The sequence below is a fragment of the Paraclostridium sp. genome (genome assembly GCF_051657365.1).
In the GTDB taxonomy this organism is placed as follows: domain Bacteria; phylum Bacillota; class Clostridia; order Peptostreptococcales; family Peptostreptococcaceae; genus Paraclostridium.
Genome location: NZ_JBOFKN010000101.1, coordinates 1 through 20,713 on the forward strand (window position 1 = coordinate 1; position 20,713 = coordinate 20,713).

The window sequence follows — 20,713 nt, forward strand, 5'->3', positions numbered from 1 at the left end:
ATAATTTATTAGACAGTGTAAGTGATTCATACATGTATATAAATGAAACAAAAGACTATGCAAGTTTTAATAATATAGACATAAGTTATATAAAGTCAAAATTATTTGCAAAATGTAAGGTTATAGATAATAGTAACATTGAAAATATATATCTTAAAGACTTAATAAATTTGAATGTAGATATTGACTTAAATCAAAGTAGCCAATTATATAGTGAGATGATTATAGAGGTATCAAAAAAAGTTATAGACCTTATGAAAATAGGACACAAACCAAAAGATATAGCTATTATATCTCCTATAAATGATACTATACTAGATTATCAAATTAAAAATATGTTATCAAAAAACAATATAAATATTTATAATACAAAACAAGATAAGCGAGTTATTGATTATCCATATGCACATGCACTAATGGTAGCTTCATGTATATTTTATGAATGCGAAGAATTATTAAATAATGAAGACTATATAAATTGTATAAGCCTTTTATTAGATGTTAATAAAATTAAGGCAACTAAAATATTCAAAGATAAATATAATAATGAAGGTTATGTAAATCTACTTAATTACATAGAAGATAAAAAATCTCAAGATATAAATATATACGAGTTTTTAATTAAATTTTATATAGATAAATTATTAAAATTAAAAAATGGAAAAGAAAATGTTAAAATATGCAAAAGGATAATTCAAGAAAGTGAAAATTTTACTGAAAGCATAAAATTGTTAGGCTTAGACTCTAAAAAGACTAAAGAAAAAATATTTATAGAGGCATTGAAAACTAATATTAAAGATTACTATTCTTTATGGGATATAGAAGAATTTAAACAATTAGATTCTGTGGTATTGACAACACCATATGCTTATATATCTCAAAATATGAAAACACCTATACAAATATGGTTAGATATAGGTAGTAATATGTGGAGTATGAAATCTGAAAAAGAAATTAGTAATGTCCATGTTCTTAAAAAATCTTTCAAAGATGATGAAATTTACACTGAAGACAAAGAAGAATTTTATAGGGAATATTATTTATATAATACTATATATAATTTACTCATAAATACAAAGAAGGTATATGCTTTTAAAAGTGAATACACTGTAAATGGATACATACAAGAGGGCATTTTATACAGTTTACTTTTAAAGTTAATAGATAAAGGTGATTCAAATGAATAAAATAAATTACAGGGAAGACCAAATACCTATAATAAATTATGAAGGTGGAACAATGGCAGTTCCAGCAGTACCAGGAGCTGGAAAAACTTTCATAGTTACAAATTTAGTAGCAAAGCTAATAAAAGAAGGTAAGAGTAAACCCGGAAAAATATTAATTCTTACATATATGAATAGTGCTGTAAATAATTTTAAGGGAAGGATTGGAAAGCTATTAGAAGAAAATAATATAAAAGAAAGTAATGCCTATGAGGTTATGACTATACATAGTTTAGCTGTAAAGATAATAAAAGAAAAGCCAGAATTGGTTATGCTAAATGAAGAATTTAGCATAGTAGATGATTTAAAGAAAAGTATAATACTAAATGAATGTATAAATAACTTTAAAAATAATGGTGGAGAAAAGGCTTTTAATTTTTTTGTTAAAGAACAAAAAGATGAAGAATGGAGAAATAGATGTTTGGAATCATGGAATCAAGGATTTTTTGATTTAGCTGTAAATGCTATAAGTGAATTGAAGTATAAAGATATATCAACAAAAAAACTAGAAAATATTATATTAAATGGGCATAGAGGTATATTAAAGTGTATCTTGCCTATATACAAAGAATATGAAAAAAGGCTTAAAAATAATGGACTTTTAGACTATGATGATATTTTAATCTTAGCTTATAAAGCTCTTAGTGAAGATGAAGATCTAAAAATTAAATTTCAAAATAGATACTCATATATATTTGAAGATGAATGTCAAGATTCTAATGAACTTCAAGGCAAAATAATAAAATTACTATCAGAAAATAATAATAATTTAGTAAGGGTTGGAGATGTAAACCAAAGTATAAATGGAACATTTTCTTCTTCGGATCCAATATTTTTTAAAGAGTTTATGGAAGAAGCAGATAACTGCTACAAGATGGACATGTCTAATAGAAGCTCTAAAGAGATTATAGAATTAGCAAATGAGTTAGTAGGATTAATAACACAAGATTTTTATTTAGATGATTGTAAAAGTGCTTTGGAGAAAATGGAAATTAGAACAGTTCCAGAAGGTAGGGGCTATAAAGAAAATCCGAAGTCAGAAAAATATTTATTAAATGCAAAGTGGTATGAAACTTGGGAAAAGGAAATATCACAAACTGTTAAATTTGTGGAGTATATAAAGAAAACTACACCAGATAAAAGCATAGGAATATTGGTTCCATTTAATAATCAAGTAAGAGAAGTAGCTCAAGTTTTAGAAGTACATAATATAGAATTTGATGAGTTAGGACCAAATTCATCTCATAAAAGAAAAGTTATAAACAATATAGGTTATATAATTGAGTTTTTAGCACAATGTGATGACGTAGATAAATTAGTAAATGTATTAGAAAAAATATATATAAATACTGATAATAAGCTAGGAAAAGATGAATTTTTATTAAAATTAAAGAGGTATGATGTTGAAGATATTATATATAATACAGATAATGTAATTACAGATATTGTAATTGATAATAGTGATGAAATATATATAAGTTTCTTAAATGGTATAACTAGTTTAAAACAAGTACTAGATTACACATCAATAAAGATGGATGAACTAATTCTACTGATAGGGGAAAATATAGATATAAGTGATGAAGAAAAATCTATGGTAGATTATATAGCTTTTTATGTAAGATATTTAATTTTAGATAATCCTAATACTAGTTTATATGATATAGGAAAAATATTATTAGATGATAGGAATCGAGTTTTTAATTACATAAGTGAAATTATATATGAAATAAATGGATATGAACCTAAACCAGGTGGAATAACAGTATGTACCTATCATAAATCTAAGGGGATGGAATGGGATGTAGTATTTTTACTTGATTTAACTGAATTCAAGTTTCCTGCAGATATAAAGCAAAAATTCCAAGGGGAGTTATGGTATCTAAAAGATAAGTACAAAAACCCTGTAGCAATAGCTAAGTCAGAGGTAGACGCTATTATAACAGGAGATAAACCTAAAGATTTTATGTATAAACACAAAGTTGATATAATAAATGAAAAGATAAGATTATTATATGTAGGTATAACTAGAGCAAAAGAAATGTTAATGTTATCTGGATATACGTATAAGGATAATTCTTCAAATAAAAAACAACAACAAAAGCCATCTTTTTATTTTAATTCTTTAGGTAAATTCATAAAAGAAAAGAGGGGTGAGTTAGTTGAATAAAAAATTAGAAAATTTTTTATATAGTCAAAACTCTATAAATACATATAAAAGTTGTCCTTTAAAGTTTAAATATAAATATATAGATAAGATAAATTGGAAGCAAGATGACGAAAATAGTAGAGATTATTATGAAAATCTTAGGCTAGGTACAGATTTTCATTTAATCTGTGAAAGATATTTTAGTAATATACCTGTAGGTATAGAATATGCAGAGAATAAAGATTTTAATATATGGTTAGAAAAAATAAAAAGGTTAATACCAATAAAAGAAGATAAAATATATTTGCCAGAGTATGAAGTAAGATACAGAAATAAAGATATTAATATACAAGCAAAGTATGATTTAGTAATTTTAGATAATTACAGTATTAGTATATGGGATTGGAAAACGGAAAATCGAAAGATAGAATATAGAAATATCGAAAATAGAATGCAAACACTGGTATATTTGCTTTTAGCTGGAGAAGTTGTAAATAAAGTAAATAATTTAAATATAGATTATGAAAATATAAGTATAAATTATTATCAGCCAGAGTACTCTAATGAACCAATAACAATTAAATATAACGAAGAAAAACATAATAATATTAAAAATCAGATAGAATTATATATAAATAATATAAGAAAAACAAACTATGATGATGAGAGTAGTATAAAAAACATTAAGCATTGCAAATTTTGTGAGTTTAATAAATTATGTAATAATAAAGATATAAACTACAGCATATTGGAGGATGAAATATATGAGTCTTAGGTTTATATTCGGAAGGGGTGGAAGTGGAAAAACAACATATTGTTTGGAAGCAATTTCTAAGCAAGTAAATGACAATGAAACTTCACCTATAATACTACTAGTTCCGGAACAGTATACTTTTGAAAGTGAAAAAAAATTAAGTAAATATATAGATACAGATCCTTATCTTAGAGCTAGGGTTCTTAGTTTTAAAACATTAAGTAATATAGTATTTTCTCAGGTTGGAGGGCTTACAGATATAAATATAAATGATAGTGGTAGATCTATGATGATATATAAGGCATTAGATGGCGTAAGTAGTGAGCTAGAAATATTCTCAAAGGCATCTACACAACCTGGATTTATAGGTACCATATCAGATATGATATCTGAGTTTAAGCAATATAGTATAACATCTCAAGCTTTAGAAAATATAGCTGGAGAGGTTCAAAGTGAAACTCTTAAGTTAAAGTTACAAGATATAAGTAAAATTTATAACAATTATGAAAAAATACTTCATGAAAACTATGTAGATACACAAGATTTATTAGCATCATTAGCGGATAAAATAGAGCTATGTAACTATTTTGATAATGCAAAAATATATATAGATGAATTTACAGGTTTTACACCTAATCAATATAAGGTAATACGTAGCTTATTATCTAAAGCATCTGAAGTTAATATAACATTAACTTTAGACAATAATTTAGTAAAAACTTATAATAAAAAAGATGTATTTTCTCGTACTAAGTTTACAGAAGAAAAATTAAAAAAATTATGTATGGAATCTGGAGTTATAATAAAGCCAGAAATAAGTTTAAATTCAACTAAGATAAAAAGATTTAATGGTAATGAAGAATTAGAACATTTAGAAAAAAATTATTATTCATATACATATAAGATTTATGAAGATAAAACAGAAAGCATAGCTATAAAGGAATTTACTAATCTTTATTCAGAAGTAGAACAAATAGCTAAAGAGATAGTTTTTTTGGTAAGAGAAAAAGGATTAAGATATAGAGATATAACTGTGGCAACTAGAGATTTAAATAGATATGATTTTTTAGTTAACTCTATATTTAATGAATATGAAATACCAAAATTTATTGATAATAAAAAAGAAGCAAAAAGTAATCCTATTATAGTTCTAATAATAGCTGCATTAGAAATGCAAAGTAGAAGATATAACTACGAGACTATGTTTAGATATTTAAAGAGTGGATTATTAGGTTTGAGTATAGATGATATAAGTTTAATTGAAAATTATGTTTTAGCCAATGGAATAAGAGGTAAAAAGTGGTTTGAAGAAAGATGGAATTATAGAGTATACCATAAGCTTAATGAAGATGAAAATGAATATGAATTAGAAATTATAGAAAAAGTTAATAAAATAAGAAAGTTAATTATAGATCCTATAGTGACACTACAAGAAAAAATAAAAGGTCAAAATAAAGCTAAAGATATATGTAAATATATATATGAATTTTTATTAGATATAAATATACCAAATACAATACAAATTATGATTGATAACTTCAAAGCTAACAATGAGATAAATTTAGCCAATCAATATGCTCAAGTTTGGGAGATTGTAATTGATATATTAGACCAAATTGTTGAAATTATGGGTGAGGATATGATTAGTTTAGACAAATTTATCAAAGTAATAAGTATAGGATTTGATGAATATGAGCTTGCAACAGTACCTCCAAGTTTAGATCAAGTATTAGTAAGTAGTGTTGATAGAATGAAAAACCCAAATACAAAACATTTATATTTAATAGGAACTACAGATGGTATATTCCCATTGATATCAAAAGATGATGGAATATTAAACGATAGAGATAGAGACAGCTTAGGGGAGAATGGAATTGAAGTTGATATTGATAGTAAGACTAAAACTTTTGAAGAACAGTTTTTGGTATATAGGGCATTAACATCAACATCAATGGCATTAACTATAACTTATCCTATAGCTGATCATGAAGGCAAAACGTTAAGACCATCAGCAATAGTTTCGAGGATAAAAAAGCTATTTCCAAACATAAAAAATGAAAGTTATTTAAGTGATATAGAGTACAGTTCTAGTGAAGAAATAGTAGGAAATATAACTTCTAAATCACCTATGTTTAATGAACTTATAAAATCAATAAAAAATTTTGAAGAAGAAAGATATATAGATTCAGTATGGTTAGATATGTACAAATACTATATTCAAAACAAAGATTATCATATTAGGGCTAAAAATATAGTTGAAGGATTAAATTATACGAATCAAGTTAAAAAGATAGAAAGTGAAAAAATAAGAGAGCTGTATAATAATAATTTATTTAGTGTATCTAGACTAGAAAAATATGCTCAGTGTCCGTTTGCATACTTTATTCAGTATGGACTTAAAGCCAAAGAAAGAAAGGAATTTGAATTTACACCACCTGATTTTGGAACTTTTGTTCATAATATATTAGATAAATTTTCAAATCAATTATCTAAGGATAATTTGGACTGGAGAGACATTACTCCAGAGTATATTGTTGATAAAGTTACTATAATAGTAGAGGAATTAGTGTCTAAGATACCTGGTTATATATTAGAAAGTTCAGCAAGATATAAATATTTGGCATATAGATTAAAAAATATGCTTGTATCGGCAATATCAATAATTAGTGATCAAATTAAAAAAGGTTCTTTTGATCCAACAGATTATGAAGTTGAGTTTGGAGGAAAAGGGAAGTATCCTCCAATAAAAATTATTTTAAATAATGGAGAAGAAATCAATTTAATAGGTCAAATAGACAGAGTTGATATGCTAGAAGAAGATTCACAAAAATATATAAGAATAGTAGATTATAAGTCTGGTAACAAAGATATAAGCCTTACTGATGTTTATCATGGGTTACAACTTCAGTTATTAGTGTACTTAGATGCTATATTAGAAAGTTCAAATATTAATGGAGGAAATATAAATCCGGCAGCAATACTTTACTTTAAAATAGATGATCCTATAATAAAATCAAATGAAGATAAAGAAGATGATAGCATAAGAGAAGAAATACTTAAAAAACTTAAAATGAAGGGGTTAGTATTAAAAGATACAAATATAATTAGGAAAATGGATAATACTTTGCCAGAAGGAGAGAAAGCAACCTCATTAGTAGTTCCAGCTTCAATAAACAAGGATGGAACAATATCGAAGACGACTTCTGGAGTAAATCAAGATGAATTCAATGTACTTAGAAAATATGTGAAATATACTATAAAGGAATTAAGTGAAGATATGCTTAATGGTAATATAGGAATTACTCCATATAAAACTAAAGAGTCAACATCTTGTGATTTCTGTAGTTTCTCAACAATATGTCAATTTGATAGTACATTTAAGGATAATAATTATAGAATTATAAATAAAAAAAGTCAGGATGAAATAATTAATAAAATGAGAGGAGATGTTGAGTAAATGAGTTCTCCTAAATGGACAGAAGAACAACAAGCAGTTATAGATAGTAGAAATTGCAATTTGCTTGTAGCAGCAGCTGCAGGTTCAGGAAAAACAGCAGTATTAGTTGAACGTATTATAAAAATAATTACAGATACAACAAATCCCATAGATATAGATAAATTATTAGTAGTTACATTTACAAATGCAGCTGCTTCAGAAATGAGAGAGCGTGTTGGTGATGCTATAGCTAAAGCTTTAGATGAAAATCCTGAAAATAGTCATTTACAAAATCAATTAATACTTTTAAACAGAGCGAGTATAACTACTATACATTCATTCTGTTTAGATGTTATAAAATCTAATTTTCATAAGATAAATATAGATCCCAATTTCAGAATAGGAGATCAAACTGAATGTACTTTATTAAAACAGGAATGTATAGAAGAAGTTTTTGAAGATTACTATGAAGCTAAAAATATAGAGTTTCTAAGCTTGGTAGAAAGTTATGCTGAAAAAAGAGGAGATAAAGAGTTACAAGAAATTATTTTATCTATATATAATTTTTCTATGGCATCTCCATATCCTGAAAAATGGCTATACGACTCTGCTGAACTTTTTAATATAGATGATGATTTTGATTTTTCAAGTTCTATATGGGCACAAGCTATACTAGATACTGTAAAAATAGAGATGAATGGAATAGAAGCTAGTATGAGAAAAGCTATAGCTTGTGTAGATGGATTAGAAGAACTAGAAAGCTATAAGGAAAAACTAAGTATAGAATATTCTAAAATAGTAGATATAGTAAAGGCTTGTGATAATGGATGGGATAGTACATACTACTATATGAGCAATATGAAATTTGAAAACTTTGCAAAGGGAGTAAAGCGACTTTCAAAAGATGCACCTGAGTATATAAAACAGGCTAGAGAAAATGCTAAAAATATAAGAGATAAAAATAAAAAATCTCTAGAAAGTATAATAGGTGCTACTTTTTATAAAAGTAATAGTCAAGTTTATAATGAAATAAAATATTTATATCCAGTAGTAAAATCTATTTCTGATTTAATAGTAAATTTTGAAAAAAGATATCAAGAAAAGAAAAGAGAAAAAGGAATTATAGATTTTAATGATATAGAGCATTTTGCATTAGCTATATTAACAGATACTGATGATAATGGAAACATAATACCATCAGATGCGGCTAAGGTATATATTGAAAAATTTTCAGAAATATTTATAGATGAATATCAAGATAGTAATTTAGTTCAAGAAGTTTTATTAAGTACTATTGCTAAAGTTGAAAATCCAAATAGATTTATGGTTGGAGATGTAAAGCAAAGTATATATAGGTTTAGACAAGCTAAGCCAGAAATATTTCTTGAAAAATATGCAAATTATGATACTAAAAAAGGTAGTGCAAATAGAAAAATAATGCTGTATAAAAATTTTAGAAGTAGAAAAGAAGTAGTAGATTCTGCAAATTATATATTTGAAAACATAATGAGTAGAAATATTGGTGAAATTGAATACAATCAAGATGAACGACTAAATCTAGGTGCAAGTTTTAAAGAATGCGAAGAAGAAAATGCTATAGTTGGTGGATCAACTGAAATACATTTAATACAAAAAAATAGTAAATCAGAAGAGCTATCAGATGAAGAGGAGGAAGAACAAGAAGAAATAGACAATATACAATTAGAAGCTAGGATGTTGGGAAAAATCATAAAAAACATTATGAAGCCTGATGAAAATGGTAAGATAATGAAAGTATATGATAAAAGAGTAGATAAATACAGAAATGTGGACTTTAAAGACATAGTAATTTTATTAAGAGCTACTTCAAGTTGGGCACCAGTATTTGTTGATGAACTTATGAATATGGATATACCAACATATGCGGATACTGGAATTGGATATTTTGATACTGTTGAAATAAAAACGATATTAGCACTGCTTCAAATAATAGACAATCCTATGCAAGATATACCGCTTATTGCAGTATTAAAATCTCCAATGTTTGGATTTACACCAGAGGAACTTATAGATATAAGAATTGAGGATAGAAATAAGAGCTTTTATGAAGTATTGCAAATATCTTGTGAAAAAGAAAATGAATTAAGTGAAAAAGTAAGATATTTTATAGAAAAGTTAGATAATTTTAAAGTTAAATCTATGTATATGAGCACTGATGAATTTTTATGGTACTTATATGTCGAGACTGGATACTATGCTTATGTAGGTGCTCTTCCAGCTGGAATTCAAAGACAAGCCAACTTAAAAGTTTTATTTGAGAGAGCAAAACAGTTTGAAGCTACAAGTTTTAAAGGTTTATTTAATTTTATAAATTTTGTAAAAAAGCTAAAGCGCTCAAACTCAGATATGGGAAGTGCAAAAACATTAGGAGAAAATGCTAATGTTGTAAGAATAATGAGTATACATAAAAGTAAAGGATTAGAGTTTCCTATAGTTATATGTGCAGGTATGGGTAAAAACTTTAATAATCAAGATTTTAGAAAAGACATTTTATATCATCATAAATTAGGATATGGTCCTCAACTTGTAGATTACAATAGAAAAATATCTTATCCAAGTATAGCTAAAGAAGCATTAAAAACAACTATAAATATGGAAAACTTATCAGAGGAAATGAGAGTTTTATATGTTGCATTTACAAGACCTAAAGAAAAGTTAATTATAACAGGATCAGTAAGAGATATACAATCTAGTGTGAAAAAATGGGGAGAGAGTATAGCTGATGCAGGGCCAATTTCAGAATATCAAATATTAAAGGGAAAAAATTTCTTGGATTGGATAATGCCTGCCGTATTAAAGCATAAAGATTTAAATGACATAAGGGAATTAGTCGAACTTGAGTATAATGGTTTTACAGAACATGATTCTAAGTGGAAAACTAGAATTTGGGATAGATCTGATATATTAGTAAATAAAGATAATATACAAGAAAATGAAAGTATAGATTCTATATTGGTAAATATGGATTTAAAGAAAGATAATAGTGATTACTATAATTTAATAAATGATAAGTTAGATTTTAAATATCCATTTATGGAATCTGTAAATAGGGCTGCAACAATATCTGTTACAGAAATAAAACAATTAGAAAATAGAAGAGAAGACGACTATATAGTTCAAGAATTAATAAAAAAACCAACAGAAATAAAAAAACCATTATTTATACAAGAAAGTGAAACATCTAATAAGATGACAGGTGCTCAAAAGGGTACTATAATGCACTTATTTATGCAAATTATAGATTTGAATAAAGTTGATAATATAAATGATATAAAAGATGAAATAGAATTAGCTATTAAAAAAAATATTTTAACTCAAACTCAAGCGGATGCTATAAATCCGTATAAAGTATTGAAGTTCTTTAAATCTAACTTAGGAAAAAGAATGACAACATCTCATTTTTTAAAAAGAGAGCAAGCATTTTATTTACAACTTAATATAAAAGATGTATTTGACTTTGAAGATGATGAGAAAAAATTGGAGAATGATGATACTTTAATGGTAAGGGGAATAATAGATGCATACTTTGAAGAAAATGATGAAATAGTTATAATAGATTATAAAACCGACTTTGTGAATGAAGAAAATAGAGAAGATGTTATAAATAGATATACAAAACAACTTGAAATATATAGTAAAGCTCTAAATCAATTAACAGGAAAGCTTGTAAAAGAAGCATATATATATTTATTTGGTAGTGAAGAGGAAATATGTTATAAGTTTTAGAAAAAAATCACCTATACAAGGGGGGTATAGGTGATAAATAGGGGGGATAGAAATTATTTATTATCCGATCATATTTCAATTATTAACAAGTATTTTAATCTTATTTATAAGAATTAAAGTTTGTCGGTTAAGAAAGATAAGTATTTACCTTTCTTAATGTCATTATATGAATGAAAATAAAATTTGTTACTCTTTTCAACATAAATTAATAAAATTCTTAGTATTTAGTTTTTATATTTACTTAAATCAAAAGTACAAGGAAATTTTTTCAATAAATTCTATAAACATAAGCGTTTAAACTTTAGTTAGAGCCATAATAATTATATAGTATGATTATTAGGATATCTGTTAGGAGAGATACTAACAGATGACTTCATTTATAAATCTTTAATAAAATAAGTTCTAAAAATAAGTTGATTTTATTATATGTAGATTGAAAAAATATATTATATATATGATATTTTACAGATAAGTGAACAATATATATATAATGGTTAATTTATATGAAAAACGCTTATAATGCTTTAAAACTAGAATTTACCAAGCTATTTCCAAATTTAAAAAGACTATGATATAATTAAAATAAAAATAAAACTAGGAGTGTGGTAAAAATTGGGTTCGACCGAGGGTAGTATTATTATTCAAGTAGTGATATTAGTAGTATTGCTAATGTCTTCAGGTTTCTTCTCAGCATCTGAAACAGCTTTAATGTCACTTAGTAAAATAAGAATTAGACATATGCAAGATGAAGGAATTAAGGGAGCTAAGTTAGTAGGAAAATTGACTGAAGACTCAGGAAAGTTATTAAGTTCTATATTAGTGGGGAATAATATAGTTAACATAGCGGCAACATCTTTATCTACATCATTGTTTATAACAATATTAAATGGGCCAGAAGGAGTTCCAGTTGCTACTGCAGTAATGACTATTTTAGTATTAATATTTGGAGAAATAACACCAAAGACTATAGCTGCGAATAATTCAGAAAAAGTAGCTATATTAGTTTCTAAACCTATAAAAGTAATATTATTTATATTAACGCCAGTAGTATGGATATTTAATATTATTACAAATATTATATTTAAATTATTTGGAATAAAAACTAATATAGGTCAGCCATATATAACTGAAGAAGAGTTAAGAACAATGGTTAATGTAAGTCATGAAGAAGGGGTTCTAGAAATAGAAGAAAGACAAATAATAAATAATGTATTCCAATTTGGAGATATGCAGGCTAAAGAAGCTATGGTGCAAAGATTAGATATGGTGTGTATAGATGCTCAAGGTAATTATGAAGAGGTAATAAATCTTTTTAAAGAAGAGCAATTTAGTAGAATGCCAGTTTATGAAGAGTCTGTGGATGATATAATTGGGATAGTTAATATAAAGGATGTAGTATTTTTAACTGATGAAGAAATAGAAAATTTTGATATAAAAAATTATGTGAGAGAACCATTTTTCACATATGAATTTAAAAAGATAACTGAATTACTTGAAGAAATGAAAAAAGATAAAAGTCAAATGGCTATAGTTGTTGATGAATATGGAGGAACTTCCGGTCTTATAACTATTGAAGATTTAGTTGAAGAAATTGTTGGTGAGATAGAAGATGAATATGATGACGAAGATGAAGATATACAAGTAATAAAAGAAGATGAATATGTAATTGATGGTAGTAAAAAAATATCAGAGGTTAATGAACTTATAGGAACAAATTTAGAATCAGAAGAGTTTGATTCTATAGGTGGTTTTATTATAGGACATTTAAAAAGATTACCAGAAGAACATGAAGTTATTGAAGTTGATAATGTGAAATTGTGTATAGAAAGTTTAGATAAAAATAGAATAAAGAAAATAAGAGTGTTTACATAAGGTGCTATTTTAGCACCTTATTTTACATTAAAATAAAATTTTCAACTTTAAAAAATAATTACAACACTTTGTTTGATAAATTCAGCATAAAGTATTATAATTAAAGCGTATTCCTTTATTTGTAAAAGATGGATATACAAAGGACAAAAATAATTAAATTAAGAAATATATGGAGGAACTTTTGCTATGAAAGAAAGAGTACTTGAAAGATTTTTAAAATATGTAACATTTGATACAACAGCAGACCCTAAAAACTCAAACTGTCCATCAAGTGAAGGACAAAGAGTATTTGCTAAATACTTAGTTGAAGAATTAAAAGGATTAGGCCTTGAAGATGCTAATGTTGATGAAAATAGCTATGTGATGGCTACATTAAAAGGAAACGTAGAAGGAGTTCCTACTATAGGATTTATATCTCATTTAGATACGGCTCCAGATGTAACAGGAAAAGATGTTAAACCTAGAATAGTTAAAAACTATGATGGAAAAGATATTATATTAAATGATGAGTTAAATATAGTAACATCTCCTAAAGATTACCCAGAAATGGAAACTTTAATAGGAGAAGATGTAATAGTTACAGATGGAACAACTTTATTAGGAGCAGATGATAAAGCTGGTGTAGCTGAAATAGTTACAGCTATAGAATACTTAGTAAATCATCCAGAAATAAAACATGGTGATATAAAAATAGGATTTACTCCAGATGAAGAAGTTGGTAGAGGAGCAAACTTATTCAACGTTGAAAAGTTTGGAGCAAAATATGCATACACTATAGATGGTGGAATACTTGGAGAACTTCAATATGAAAACTTCAATGCAGCAGGAGCTACTATAACTATACAAGGTAGAAATGTACATCCAGGTAGTGCTAAGAACAAATTAGTTAATGCACTACATATAGCAGCAGAAATATCTGAAATGTTCCCAGCTAGTGAAAGACCTGAAACAACTGAAGGATATGAAGGATTCTATCATTTAAATGATATAAATGGAAATGTTGAAAAAGCTTCTATGGTTTATATAATAAGAGATCATAATAATGCTAAATTTGAAGAAAGAAAAGCATTTATGAAAGATGTAATAGAAAAAATAAATGCTAAATATAATGGAAGAATAACTCTAGAATTAAATGATCAATACTACAATATGAAAGAAAAAGTAGAACCAGTTAAATTTGTAGTTGATTTAGTTGAAGAGGCTATGAAGGAGACTGATATAACTCCAATAATAGTACCGATAAGAGGTGGTACAGATGGAGCTAGATTATCATTTATGGGATTACCTTGTCCAAACATATTCACTGGAGGATTAAACTTCCATAGTAAAAACGAGTGTATACCAGTTTCATCAATGGAAAAAGGAGCTAACTTAATTGTTAAGATAGCTGAAAAATATACAAAGTTAAAATAATAAAAAAATGAACTCTAAACATTTAGAGTTCATTTTTATTATAAGTTAATTATTTCTTTTGTGTTAATATCTATTAAATTGATATCTAAATCTAATTCTTCGTGTGTTTCAACTATATCTATTATTGCAACTGAATGAGAACCATCCTTAGGGATAGAAGTACTTCCCGGATTTATAACTATTAGGTTTTCATCAATATACAATTCTTTGACATGGGTATGCCCAAGTATTAAAATATCAGCGCCCATAGATTTAGCTTTTTTTATAGTTTCCTCTTTAGAATCTATATATCCATGATTTGTTAATATTCTAGTTTCTCCAAATTGACTTAAAACATAAGGTGCTTGGATAGGATGATTTATAACCATTTGGTCAACATCAGCATCACAATTACCCCTAGCTATAAGAATATTATCCAATTCATTTATTTTATTTATGACACCTTTTGGATTATATCCTTCAGGTAAATCATTTCTAGGACCATGATATAGTACATCACCTGCATGAAGTAAAATATCGCACTCTGATAAAGTATCTAAAGCTTTTTCTAAATAGATTAAACTACCATGAGTATCACTCATTATACCAATTTTCATAAAAGCACCTCCAAAATATTATAAAAACTTGTCTGAAACTCTACTCCAAAATTCATAATTTCTAAGCCGTACAAGTTGAACATATACATCTGATGTTGTAATTGAAATACTTGTTATTTTTTCAAGTCTATATTCAACTCCATCAACTACTATTAATAATGCATCTTCAAATCTATATTCAGGGAAGATGTCAATGATTGCATCATGTGGGAATATAATACTTGAAGTAAAACATCTATATGCATTAGTATTTATAGGATGAAGAGGCGTTAATTGCATAAGTTTTAAGCTAGGATCAACTATACTACCTCCAGCAGCATAGTTGTATGCAGTAGAACCTGTAGGAGTGGAAATTAATAAACCATCTCCGCTAAAGTTTTGTATATGCTTGTTATTAACATTTAAGTCAAGGTGTATAGTTCGAGATTTGTCTCCCTTTATTACAACGTCGTTAACTGCATACATATCTATACAACTTCCCATTGTACAAACTGTAGCTTGTATAAGTGGAATTTCTTGCAATATAAAGTTATTATTTTTGTAATCATTAATAAAATCATCAATAAAGTCAGGATAAACATCTGTAAAAAAACCTAGATGCCCAGTATTTATACCTAGAATGGGAATTTCAGGATAATCAAAGTCATGAACAGTTTTTAAAAAAGAACCATCTCCCCCGATAGATATTATAAGTTCTGAGCTAGGATCAAAAGTATAAGTTACATTAAAGCCGTATTCAATAAGCTTATTAGTTAATATTTCTCTAGTTTTTATAGATATATCCAATGAATTTGAATTTATTGTTATCGTTCTTTTCATATCCCCACCTCTTTACATTTGTATTATAACATAATTTAAAAAGTAATTGATACCCTAGTAAAGATGACTATAGAAATAAAGGGACTTATGTATTCCTTAAAAATAGTATAAAATAGATAATGTTATTATAAATGAAAGTAGGTGTAAATTTGTTCAAAAAAGAAGAACAAAGATATGATACAATATCTTACACAAGTCAGGAAAACTCAACATTAAAAGAGATTTTACTAGATAAGTTAAATTTTTCAGTAAGGTCTTTATCTAAAATGAAAAGAGAGCAAACTGTTTTAGTAAATGGAAAGTTTAAAAAGCCTAGTACCGAAATAAAGATAGGTGATTTAATTGAAGTTAAAATAGATGAAGATATAGCTAACTTCACACCACAAAATTTAAATCTAGATATAATGTATGATGATTTTGATTTAATAATGGTAAACAAACCTCCATTTATGGTAGTACATCCAACTAAAAGTCATAATGAAAATACAATTGCTAACGGAGTTACAGATTATATAATTAATCAAAATGAAAAGGTTAAAATAAGATTTGTAAATAGATTAGACATGAATACATCAGGACTTGTAATAGTAGCTAAAAATGCATACGCACATCATACTCTATCTAAAGATATGAGTGATGATAAGGTAGAAAAAAAGTATATAACTATTGTTAAAGGTGTTGTAGAAAATGATTCTGGAACTATAGATGAACCTATATATAGACCAACAGAAGATAGTATAAAAAGGGTAGTAGATGATAGGGGTCAAGCTTCTGTTACCCATTATAAGGTCATTGAGAGACTAAATGATGCAACTATACTAGAAGTTAAATTGGAAACGGGCAGAACCCATCAGATAAGAGTTCATATGGATTATATTGGACATGGGATAATAGGTGATGAACTATATGGATATGTAGATGAAACTTTAATAAATAGACAAGCTCTACATGCCTATAGTTTGAAATTTGAACAACCGAGAACGAAAGAACAATTAGAGTTTAAAGCTGAAATACCAGCAGATATGAAAATATTAATAGAAAAATTAAAATAGAGGTGTAAAAATGATAATACATAAGTTTATAGTGCATGTACTAGATAAAAATAGTGAAGTTCCTATTCTAAATGATTTTGAGGGAAAAATAAGCCAAGAAGTTGATAAGTTTTTCCAAAAAATAATAAAAAGAGTTACTAAAGATGATGATTTGAGAAAAGGAATATTTAAAGATTATGAAAATAATACAATTAAAAATTGCTGCGAACAAATAATATATGATGAAAGTACATTTTTAGAAAACTCAAAAGAAATAGCTGCATATTTATTTGATGTTATGAAAATTAATGCTGAATTAGAATCTTGTGATTTAGCAATATGTTTATATACAATAAAAGATGAAAAATATGTAGGTATATTAAAATTAGATTATAAGAAATTATATACACACTCAATAGAATTTATTGATGATAAATTTAATATACAAATGGTACCTAATGAAATAGGAATACCTGAAACTCAAAGACAAAAGCAATGTGCAATTGTGGGGTTAACAGGAATGAATGATGAATATCATTTAAGACTGTTGGATAAAAATGCAGAAAAAGAAGACTTAGAATCAAAATTTATAAGTGAATTTTTAAATGCAGAAAAAATAGTTGATGATAAACATAAAACTAAGGTATTTAAAAGTAGTGCAGAAACATGGATAACTAATGCTCTTACTAATGACATTAAGCAAGCAGAAGACATAAGAAGTGTATTAAATTATACTTTAAAAGAAAAGGAAGAAATAGATTTAAATGAATTTGTTGAAAAATCTATAGATGATTCTAACTTAAAAGAAAGTTTTAAAGAACATATGGAAGATAAAGGATTAGATGAATCATTTAGCATAGATAAACAATGGGTAGAGAAGAAACTTAAAAGAAGAAGTATAAAGACAGATACAGGATTTGATGTAAAAGGAGAATTAAGCAACTTTGAAGACCCTATGAAGTATAGTGTTAAACAAAATTCAGATGGAAGTATAGATATAACTATAAAAAATGTAAAATTTTATGAGGAAAAATAAAAAGACCGAGTTATTAACTCGGTCTTTTTTATTTATGCTCTTCTATAAAAGTGCATATATCACCTATACATTTGAAGTTTTCAGTTTCTTCATCAGGTATTTCTATACCATACTCATCCTCTAAAGCCATAATAACCTCTACAGCATCTAAAGAATCAGCTTCTAAATCTTCAGTTAAAGATGTATTTAAAGTTATTGTATTCAGGTCATCAACGCCTAATTGTTCAGCTATTATTTCTCTAACTCTTTCAAACATAATGGACCTCCTAAAAAATTCATAATTTAATTGTAGTTTAATATAAGCTATGGAATTTTTCAATATTAAATTATATAAAATTTAGAATAATATATTTAAACAAGCATATATTTTTATATAAACAAAGCATAGGAGGAATGGTTATGAAGTATATAGGTTTATTAGCATCATCTATATGTGTAGTGGTGGTTTTATTAATAAACTCATATTACAACATTATAAACTTAGATATTCAAAAGATGAGTTCATATGTAATAGAAAGCAACATGATACTAGAAGATTTTATAACTAAAAAAGAATTAGTTTTGAAAAATGATGAGGAGTATATATCTAGACTGCTAAATCTTAAAGAGTGTATAAAAGATTCTAAGACGTCTTTTTTTACAAGTAAATACAAAAAATATAAAATAAAGTCTATAGAAAATTTAGCAATCAGTATATCTAATAAAAATGATAAAGATAACAGCATAGAGTTAGTAAAAAAATATAATGATTTATCAGAAAAAGAACTAAATAGTTTGTTAGACAAAAATTTATTGCAAGTAACATATTTATCTACCCGTGCATATGAATAATTAAGGAAAACTATGGGTTTTCCAACACTTAAAGGGGGTAACCATATGTCAAAACTAGATAAACTTTTAAGAAGTTTTGGATGTGGATGTGATTCATCATTTGGAGGGTCAAGTTTATTAATAATAGCTGTAGTAGTTTTTTTATTATTAGGAACAGATTTACTTGATGATTTCTTTTGTGATGATAATTCATGGATATGGATAATACTTATAATACTTTTATTATTCAATTTCGATGATGGTTGTTGTTAAAAAAAAAGCTCTGTATAAGAGCTTTTTTTTATTTGATTAATAATAAAATATTAAATTTATAAAAAAAATAATAATATAGTAACCATTTTTTAAAAATCCCATAGTATAAATTAAGAGTATGAACATTTGAGATATGACTTCTAAAAATATTTTTTAAATATGGGTTAGCTAAATAAGGGGAAAATATTTTAGCAATCCAAAAAAATAGGGGGTATATATGGGCACTTTAAGTAGAATATTTGGTGGAGATGGATGTTTTGGTGGAGGAGCATGGTGGATAATAGTACTATTTTTCTTATTCTTAGCATTCCAAGAGTGTTGGGCAGACATATGTATAACTGACTGGATTCCATTTTTAATACTACTTCTTATAGTTTGTTCATGTGGATTAGATGGCGCTGGTGATGATTACGAGTGTGGATGCTAATCAAGGTATAAAAAGGCTACCTTTTAGGTAGCTTTTTTTTAGGTTAAGTAAATTAAATTTACTTAATAATTTTACATAAGTTATTAAATATATATAGTTGAGTTGTTTTTAAGATTTAAAATGAATTTAGTGATGTATTAAATGGGTGAAGTCATAGATGAATTGAATTTTTCATTTTTAAATTTGGTTAAATGAAAATTATAAAAAAATAATTTTTAAATTTATAAAATTATTATCAAAAACTATTTAAACTGCATAGTATGTTTTAAGAGCGAAAGCTCAAAAATTTATCAGCAGCAGGAGGTAACACAATGTTAGATAGACTATTTGGTAATGATGGATGTTTTGGTGGAGGAGCATGGTGGATAATAGTATTATTCTTCCTATTCTTAGCATTTGGAGACTGTTGGGAAGAGTTAGACATATGTGCATGGATACCTTTCTTAATAGTTTTATTAATATTATGTAGTTGTGGTGGATGTTTTTAATTTAAAAATAGACACTAAAGTAAATTGACATCAGGAGGAAATTAAAATGTTAGATAGACTATTTGGTAATGATGGATGTTTTGATGGAGGAGGATGTGGATGGATAATAATAGTATTATTTTTCCTATTCTTAGCATTTGGAGATTGTTGGGCAGAATTAGATATATGTGCATGGATACCTTTCTTAATATTATTATTAATAATAATTTGTTGTGAAGGTGGATTCGAATAAACCGTATTTGTTTGTTATAACCAACAGATAAAAAAATAAGAGGAACAAAAATATATATAGATTCATATCATATAAAATAGTTAGCTAATAAAGTTAACTAAGTTTATAAGTAATTATAAGTTAAAATAGGAGGTAAGTATATGTTAACAAGATTTTTCGGCGAAGGCGGATGTTTCGGTGGAGGAGCATGGTGGATAATAGTACTATTCTTCTTATTCCTAGCATTCGGAGAAACTTGGGTAGACATTGATATAATGGCATGGATACCTTTCTTAATATTATTATTAATAGCATGTTCTTGTTCAGGGTTCTTTGATGGAGACGATGGCTGCGGATGCTAATAATTAAAGCATAATAAAATACACAAAAATAACACGCCAGTATATGCT

At 26.5% G+C, this 20,713-nt stretch carries 17 protein-coding genes and 1 pseudogene; 15 read left to right on the plus strand and 3 right to left on the minus strand.

Annotation, left to right across the window (positions count from 1 at the left end):
- From ACRCYC_RS07235 to pepT, 7 genes and pseudogenes are all read left to right on the plus strand, one after another.
- A pseudogene (locus tag ACRCYC_RS07235) lies at positions 1 to 1,187 on the plus strand (hypothetical protein); the annotation flags it as partial.
- Complete coding sequence (locus ACRCYC_RS07240; protein ID WP_438618464.1) at positions 1,180 to 3,393, plus strand: ATP-dependent helicase; 2,214 nt, start codon at positions 1,180 to 1,182, stop codon at positions 3,391 to 3,393. The pseudogene ACRCYC_RS07235 and the gene ACRCYC_RS07240, both read left to right, overlap by 8 nt.
- On the plus strand, positions 3,386 to 4,147 hold the full coding sequence (locus tag ACRCYC_RS07245; protein ID WP_438618465.1) for a PD-(D/E)XK nuclease family protein: 762 nt from the start codon (positions 3,386 to 3,388) through the stop codon (positions 4,145 to 4,147). The genes ACRCYC_RS07240 and ACRCYC_RS07245 overlap by 8 nt, the downstream gene beginning before the upstream one ends.
- Positions 4,137 to 7,583, plus strand: a complete 3,447-nt coding sequence (addB, locus tag ACRCYC_RS07250; RefSeq protein WP_438618466.1) for a helicase-exonuclease AddAB subunit AddB — start codon at positions 4,137 to 4,139, stop codon at positions 7,581 to 7,583. Before ACRCYC_RS07245 ends, addB begins: the two co-directional genes overlap by 11 nt.
- On the plus strand, positions 7,584 to 11,327 hold the full coding sequence (gene addA, locus ACRCYC_RS07255; protein ID WP_438618467.1) for a helicase-exonuclease AddAB subunit AddA: 3,744 nt from the start codon (positions 7,584 to 7,586) through the stop codon (positions 11,325 to 11,327). It begins immediately after the preceding gene.
- Positions 11,328 to 11,939: 612 nt separating this feature from the next.
- Positions 11,940 to 13,199, plus strand: a complete 1,260-nt coding sequence (locus ACRCYC_RS07260; RefSeq protein ID WP_438618468.1) for an HlyC/CorC family transporter — start codon at positions 11,940 to 11,942, stop codon at positions 13,197 to 13,199.
- A 186-nt stretch (positions 13,200 to 13,385) separates the two neighbouring features.
- Positions 13,386 to 14,612 (plus strand): peptidase T, encoded by a 1,227-nt coding sequence (pepT, locus tag ACRCYC_RS07265; protein ID WP_438618469.1) that lies wholly within the window; start codon positions 13,386 to 13,388, stop codon positions 14,610 to 14,612.
- Between the two features lie 38 nt (positions 14,613 to 14,650).
- On the opposite strand, the gene yfcE is transcribed toward pepT, so the two are convergent.
- Both yfcE and ACRCYC_RS07275 read right to left on the minus strand, forming a co-directional pair.
- The gene (gene yfcE, locus ACRCYC_RS07270) at positions 14,651 to 15,208 is read right to left on the minus strand and encodes a phosphodiesterase (RefSeq protein WP_438618470.1); all 558 of its coding nucleotides are present in this window, start codon (positions 15,206 to 15,208) and stop codon (positions 14,651 to 14,653) included.
- A gap of 18 nt (positions 15,209 to 15,226) precedes the next feature.
- Entirely contained in the window at positions 15,227 to 16,027 is an 801-nt protein-coding gene (locus ACRCYC_RS07275) for an NAD(+)/NADH kinase (protein ID WP_438618471.1), read from the minus strand.
- A 149-nt stretch (positions 16,028 to 16,176) separates the two neighbouring features.
- Here ACRCYC_RS07275 and ACRCYC_RS07280 point away from each other — a divergent pair, with 149 nt between their 5' ends.
- A complete protein-coding gene (locus tag ACRCYC_RS07280; RefSeq protein ID WP_438618472.1) occupies positions 16,177 to 17,079 on the plus strand; it encodes an RluA family pseudouridine synthase in 903 nt (300 codons plus the stop codon).
- A 10-nt stretch (positions 17,080 to 17,089) separates the two neighbouring features.
- Positions 17,090 to 18,094 carry a nucleoid-associated protein gene (locus ACRCYC_RS07285; RefSeq protein ID WP_438618473.1) on the plus strand — a complete coding sequence of 335 codons (1,005 nt, stop codon included), beginning with the start codon at positions 17,090 to 17,092 and terminating at the stop codon, positions 18,092 to 18,094.
- 28 nt (positions 18,095 to 18,122) lie between these two features.
- On the opposite strand, the gene acpP is transcribed toward ACRCYC_RS07285, so the two are convergent.
- A complete protein-coding gene (gene acpP, locus ACRCYC_RS07290; RefSeq protein WP_438618474.1) occupies positions 18,123 to 18,350 on the minus strand; it encodes an acyl carrier protein in 228 nt (75 codons plus the stop codon).
- A 143-nt stretch (positions 18,351 to 18,493) separates the two neighbouring features.
- Between acpP and ACRCYC_RS07295 the strand changes: the two genes are divergently transcribed.
- From ACRCYC_RS07295 to ACRCYC_RS07320, 6 genes are all read left to right on the plus strand, one after another.
- Positions 18,494 to 18,925, plus strand: coding sequence for a hypothetical protein (locus tag ACRCYC_RS07295; RefSeq protein ID WP_438618475.1), 432 nt, complete (start codon positions 18,494 to 18,496; stop codon positions 18,923 to 18,925).
- A gap of 45 nt (positions 18,926 to 18,970) precedes the next feature.
- Positions 18,971 to 19,177 (plus strand): hypothetical protein, encoded by a 207-nt coding sequence (locus ACRCYC_RS07300; protein ID WP_438618476.1) that lies wholly within the window; start codon positions 18,971 to 18,973, stop codon positions 19,175 to 19,177.
- Between the two features lie 217 nt (positions 19,178 to 19,394).
- Complete coding sequence (locus ACRCYC_RS07305) at positions 19,395 to 19,604, plus strand: hypothetical protein (protein WP_438618477.1); 210 nt, start codon at positions 19,395 to 19,397, stop codon at positions 19,602 to 19,604.
- Positions 19,605 to 19,915: 311 nt separating this feature from the next.
- Positions 19,916 to 20,092 carry a hypothetical protein gene (locus ACRCYC_RS07310; RefSeq protein ID WP_021125081.1) on the plus strand — a complete coding sequence of 59 codons (177 nt, stop codon included), beginning with the start codon at positions 19,916 to 19,918 and terminating at the stop codon, positions 20,090 to 20,092.
- 46 nt (positions 20,093 to 20,138) lie between these two features.
- Positions 20,139 to 20,324 carry a hypothetical protein gene (locus ACRCYC_RS07315; RefSeq protein ID WP_438618478.1) on the plus strand — a complete coding sequence of 62 codons (186 nt, stop codon included), beginning with the start codon at positions 20,139 to 20,141 and terminating at the stop codon, positions 20,322 to 20,324.
- Between the two features lie 140 nt (positions 20,325 to 20,464).
- The gene (locus ACRCYC_RS07320; RefSeq protein ID WP_438618479.1) at positions 20,465 to 20,665 is read left to right on the plus strand and encodes a hypothetical protein; all 201 of its coding nucleotides are present in this window, start codon (positions 20,465 to 20,467) and stop codon (positions 20,663 to 20,665) included.
- The last annotated feature ends 48 nt before the right edge of the window (positions 20,666 to 20,713 follow it).

Excerpts from the sequence above, each read along its gene's own strand:
- ACRCYC_RS07240 (WP_438618464.1), top strand. The coding sequence starts at position 1,180 with ATGAATAAAATAAATTACAGGGAAGACCAAATACCTATAATAAATTAT.
- addB (WP_438618466.1), top strand. The coding sequence starts at position 4,137 with ATGAGTCTTAGGTTTATATTCGGAAGGGGTGGAAGTGGAAAAACAACA.
- addA (WP_438618467.1), top strand. The coding sequence starts at position 7,584 with ATGAGTTCTCCTAAATGGACAGAAGAACAACAAGCAGTTATAGATAGT.
- pepT (WP_438618469.1), top strand. The coding sequence starts at position 13,386 with ATGAAAGAAAGAGTACTTGAAAGATTTTTAAAATATGTAACATTTGAT.
- yfcE (WP_438618470.1), bottom strand. The coding sequence starts at position 15,208 with ATGAAAATTGGTATAATGAGTGATACTCATGGTAGTTTAATCTATTTA.
- ACRCYC_RS07275 (WP_438618471.1), bottom strand. The coding sequence starts at position 16,027 with ATGAAAAGAACGATAACAATAAATTCAAATTCATTGGATATATCTATA.
- ACRCYC_RS07285 (WP_438618473.1), top strand. The coding sequence starts at position 17,090 with ATGATAATACATAAGTTTATAGTGCATGTACTAGATAAAAATAGTGAA.
- acpP (WP_438618474.1), bottom strand. The coding sequence starts at position 18,350 with ATGTTTGAAAGAGTTAGAGAAATAATAGCTGAACAATTAGGCGTTGAT.
- ACRCYC_RS07295 (WP_438618475.1), top strand. The coding sequence starts at position 18,494 with ATGAAGTATATAGGTTTATTAGCATCATCTATATGTGTAGTGGTGGTT.
- ACRCYC_RS07300 (WP_438618476.1), top strand. The coding sequence starts at position 18,971 with ATGTCAAAACTAGATAAACTTTTAAGAAGTTTTGGATGTGGATGTGAT.
- ACRCYC_RS07305 (WP_438618477.1), top strand. The coding sequence starts at position 19,395 with ATGGGCACTTTAAGTAGAATATTTGGTGGAGATGGATGTTTTGGTGGA.
- ACRCYC_RS07310 (WP_021125081.1), top strand. The coding sequence starts at position 19,916 with ATGTTAGATAGACTATTTGGTAATGATGGATGTTTTGGTGGAGGAGCA.
- ACRCYC_RS07315 (WP_438618478.1), top strand. The coding sequence starts at position 20,139 with ATGTTAGATAGACTATTTGGTAATGATGGATGTTTTGATGGAGGAGGA.
- ACRCYC_RS07320 (WP_438618479.1), top strand. The coding sequence starts at position 20,465 with ATGTTAACAAGATTTTTCGGCGAAGGCGGATGTTTCGGTGGAGGAGCA.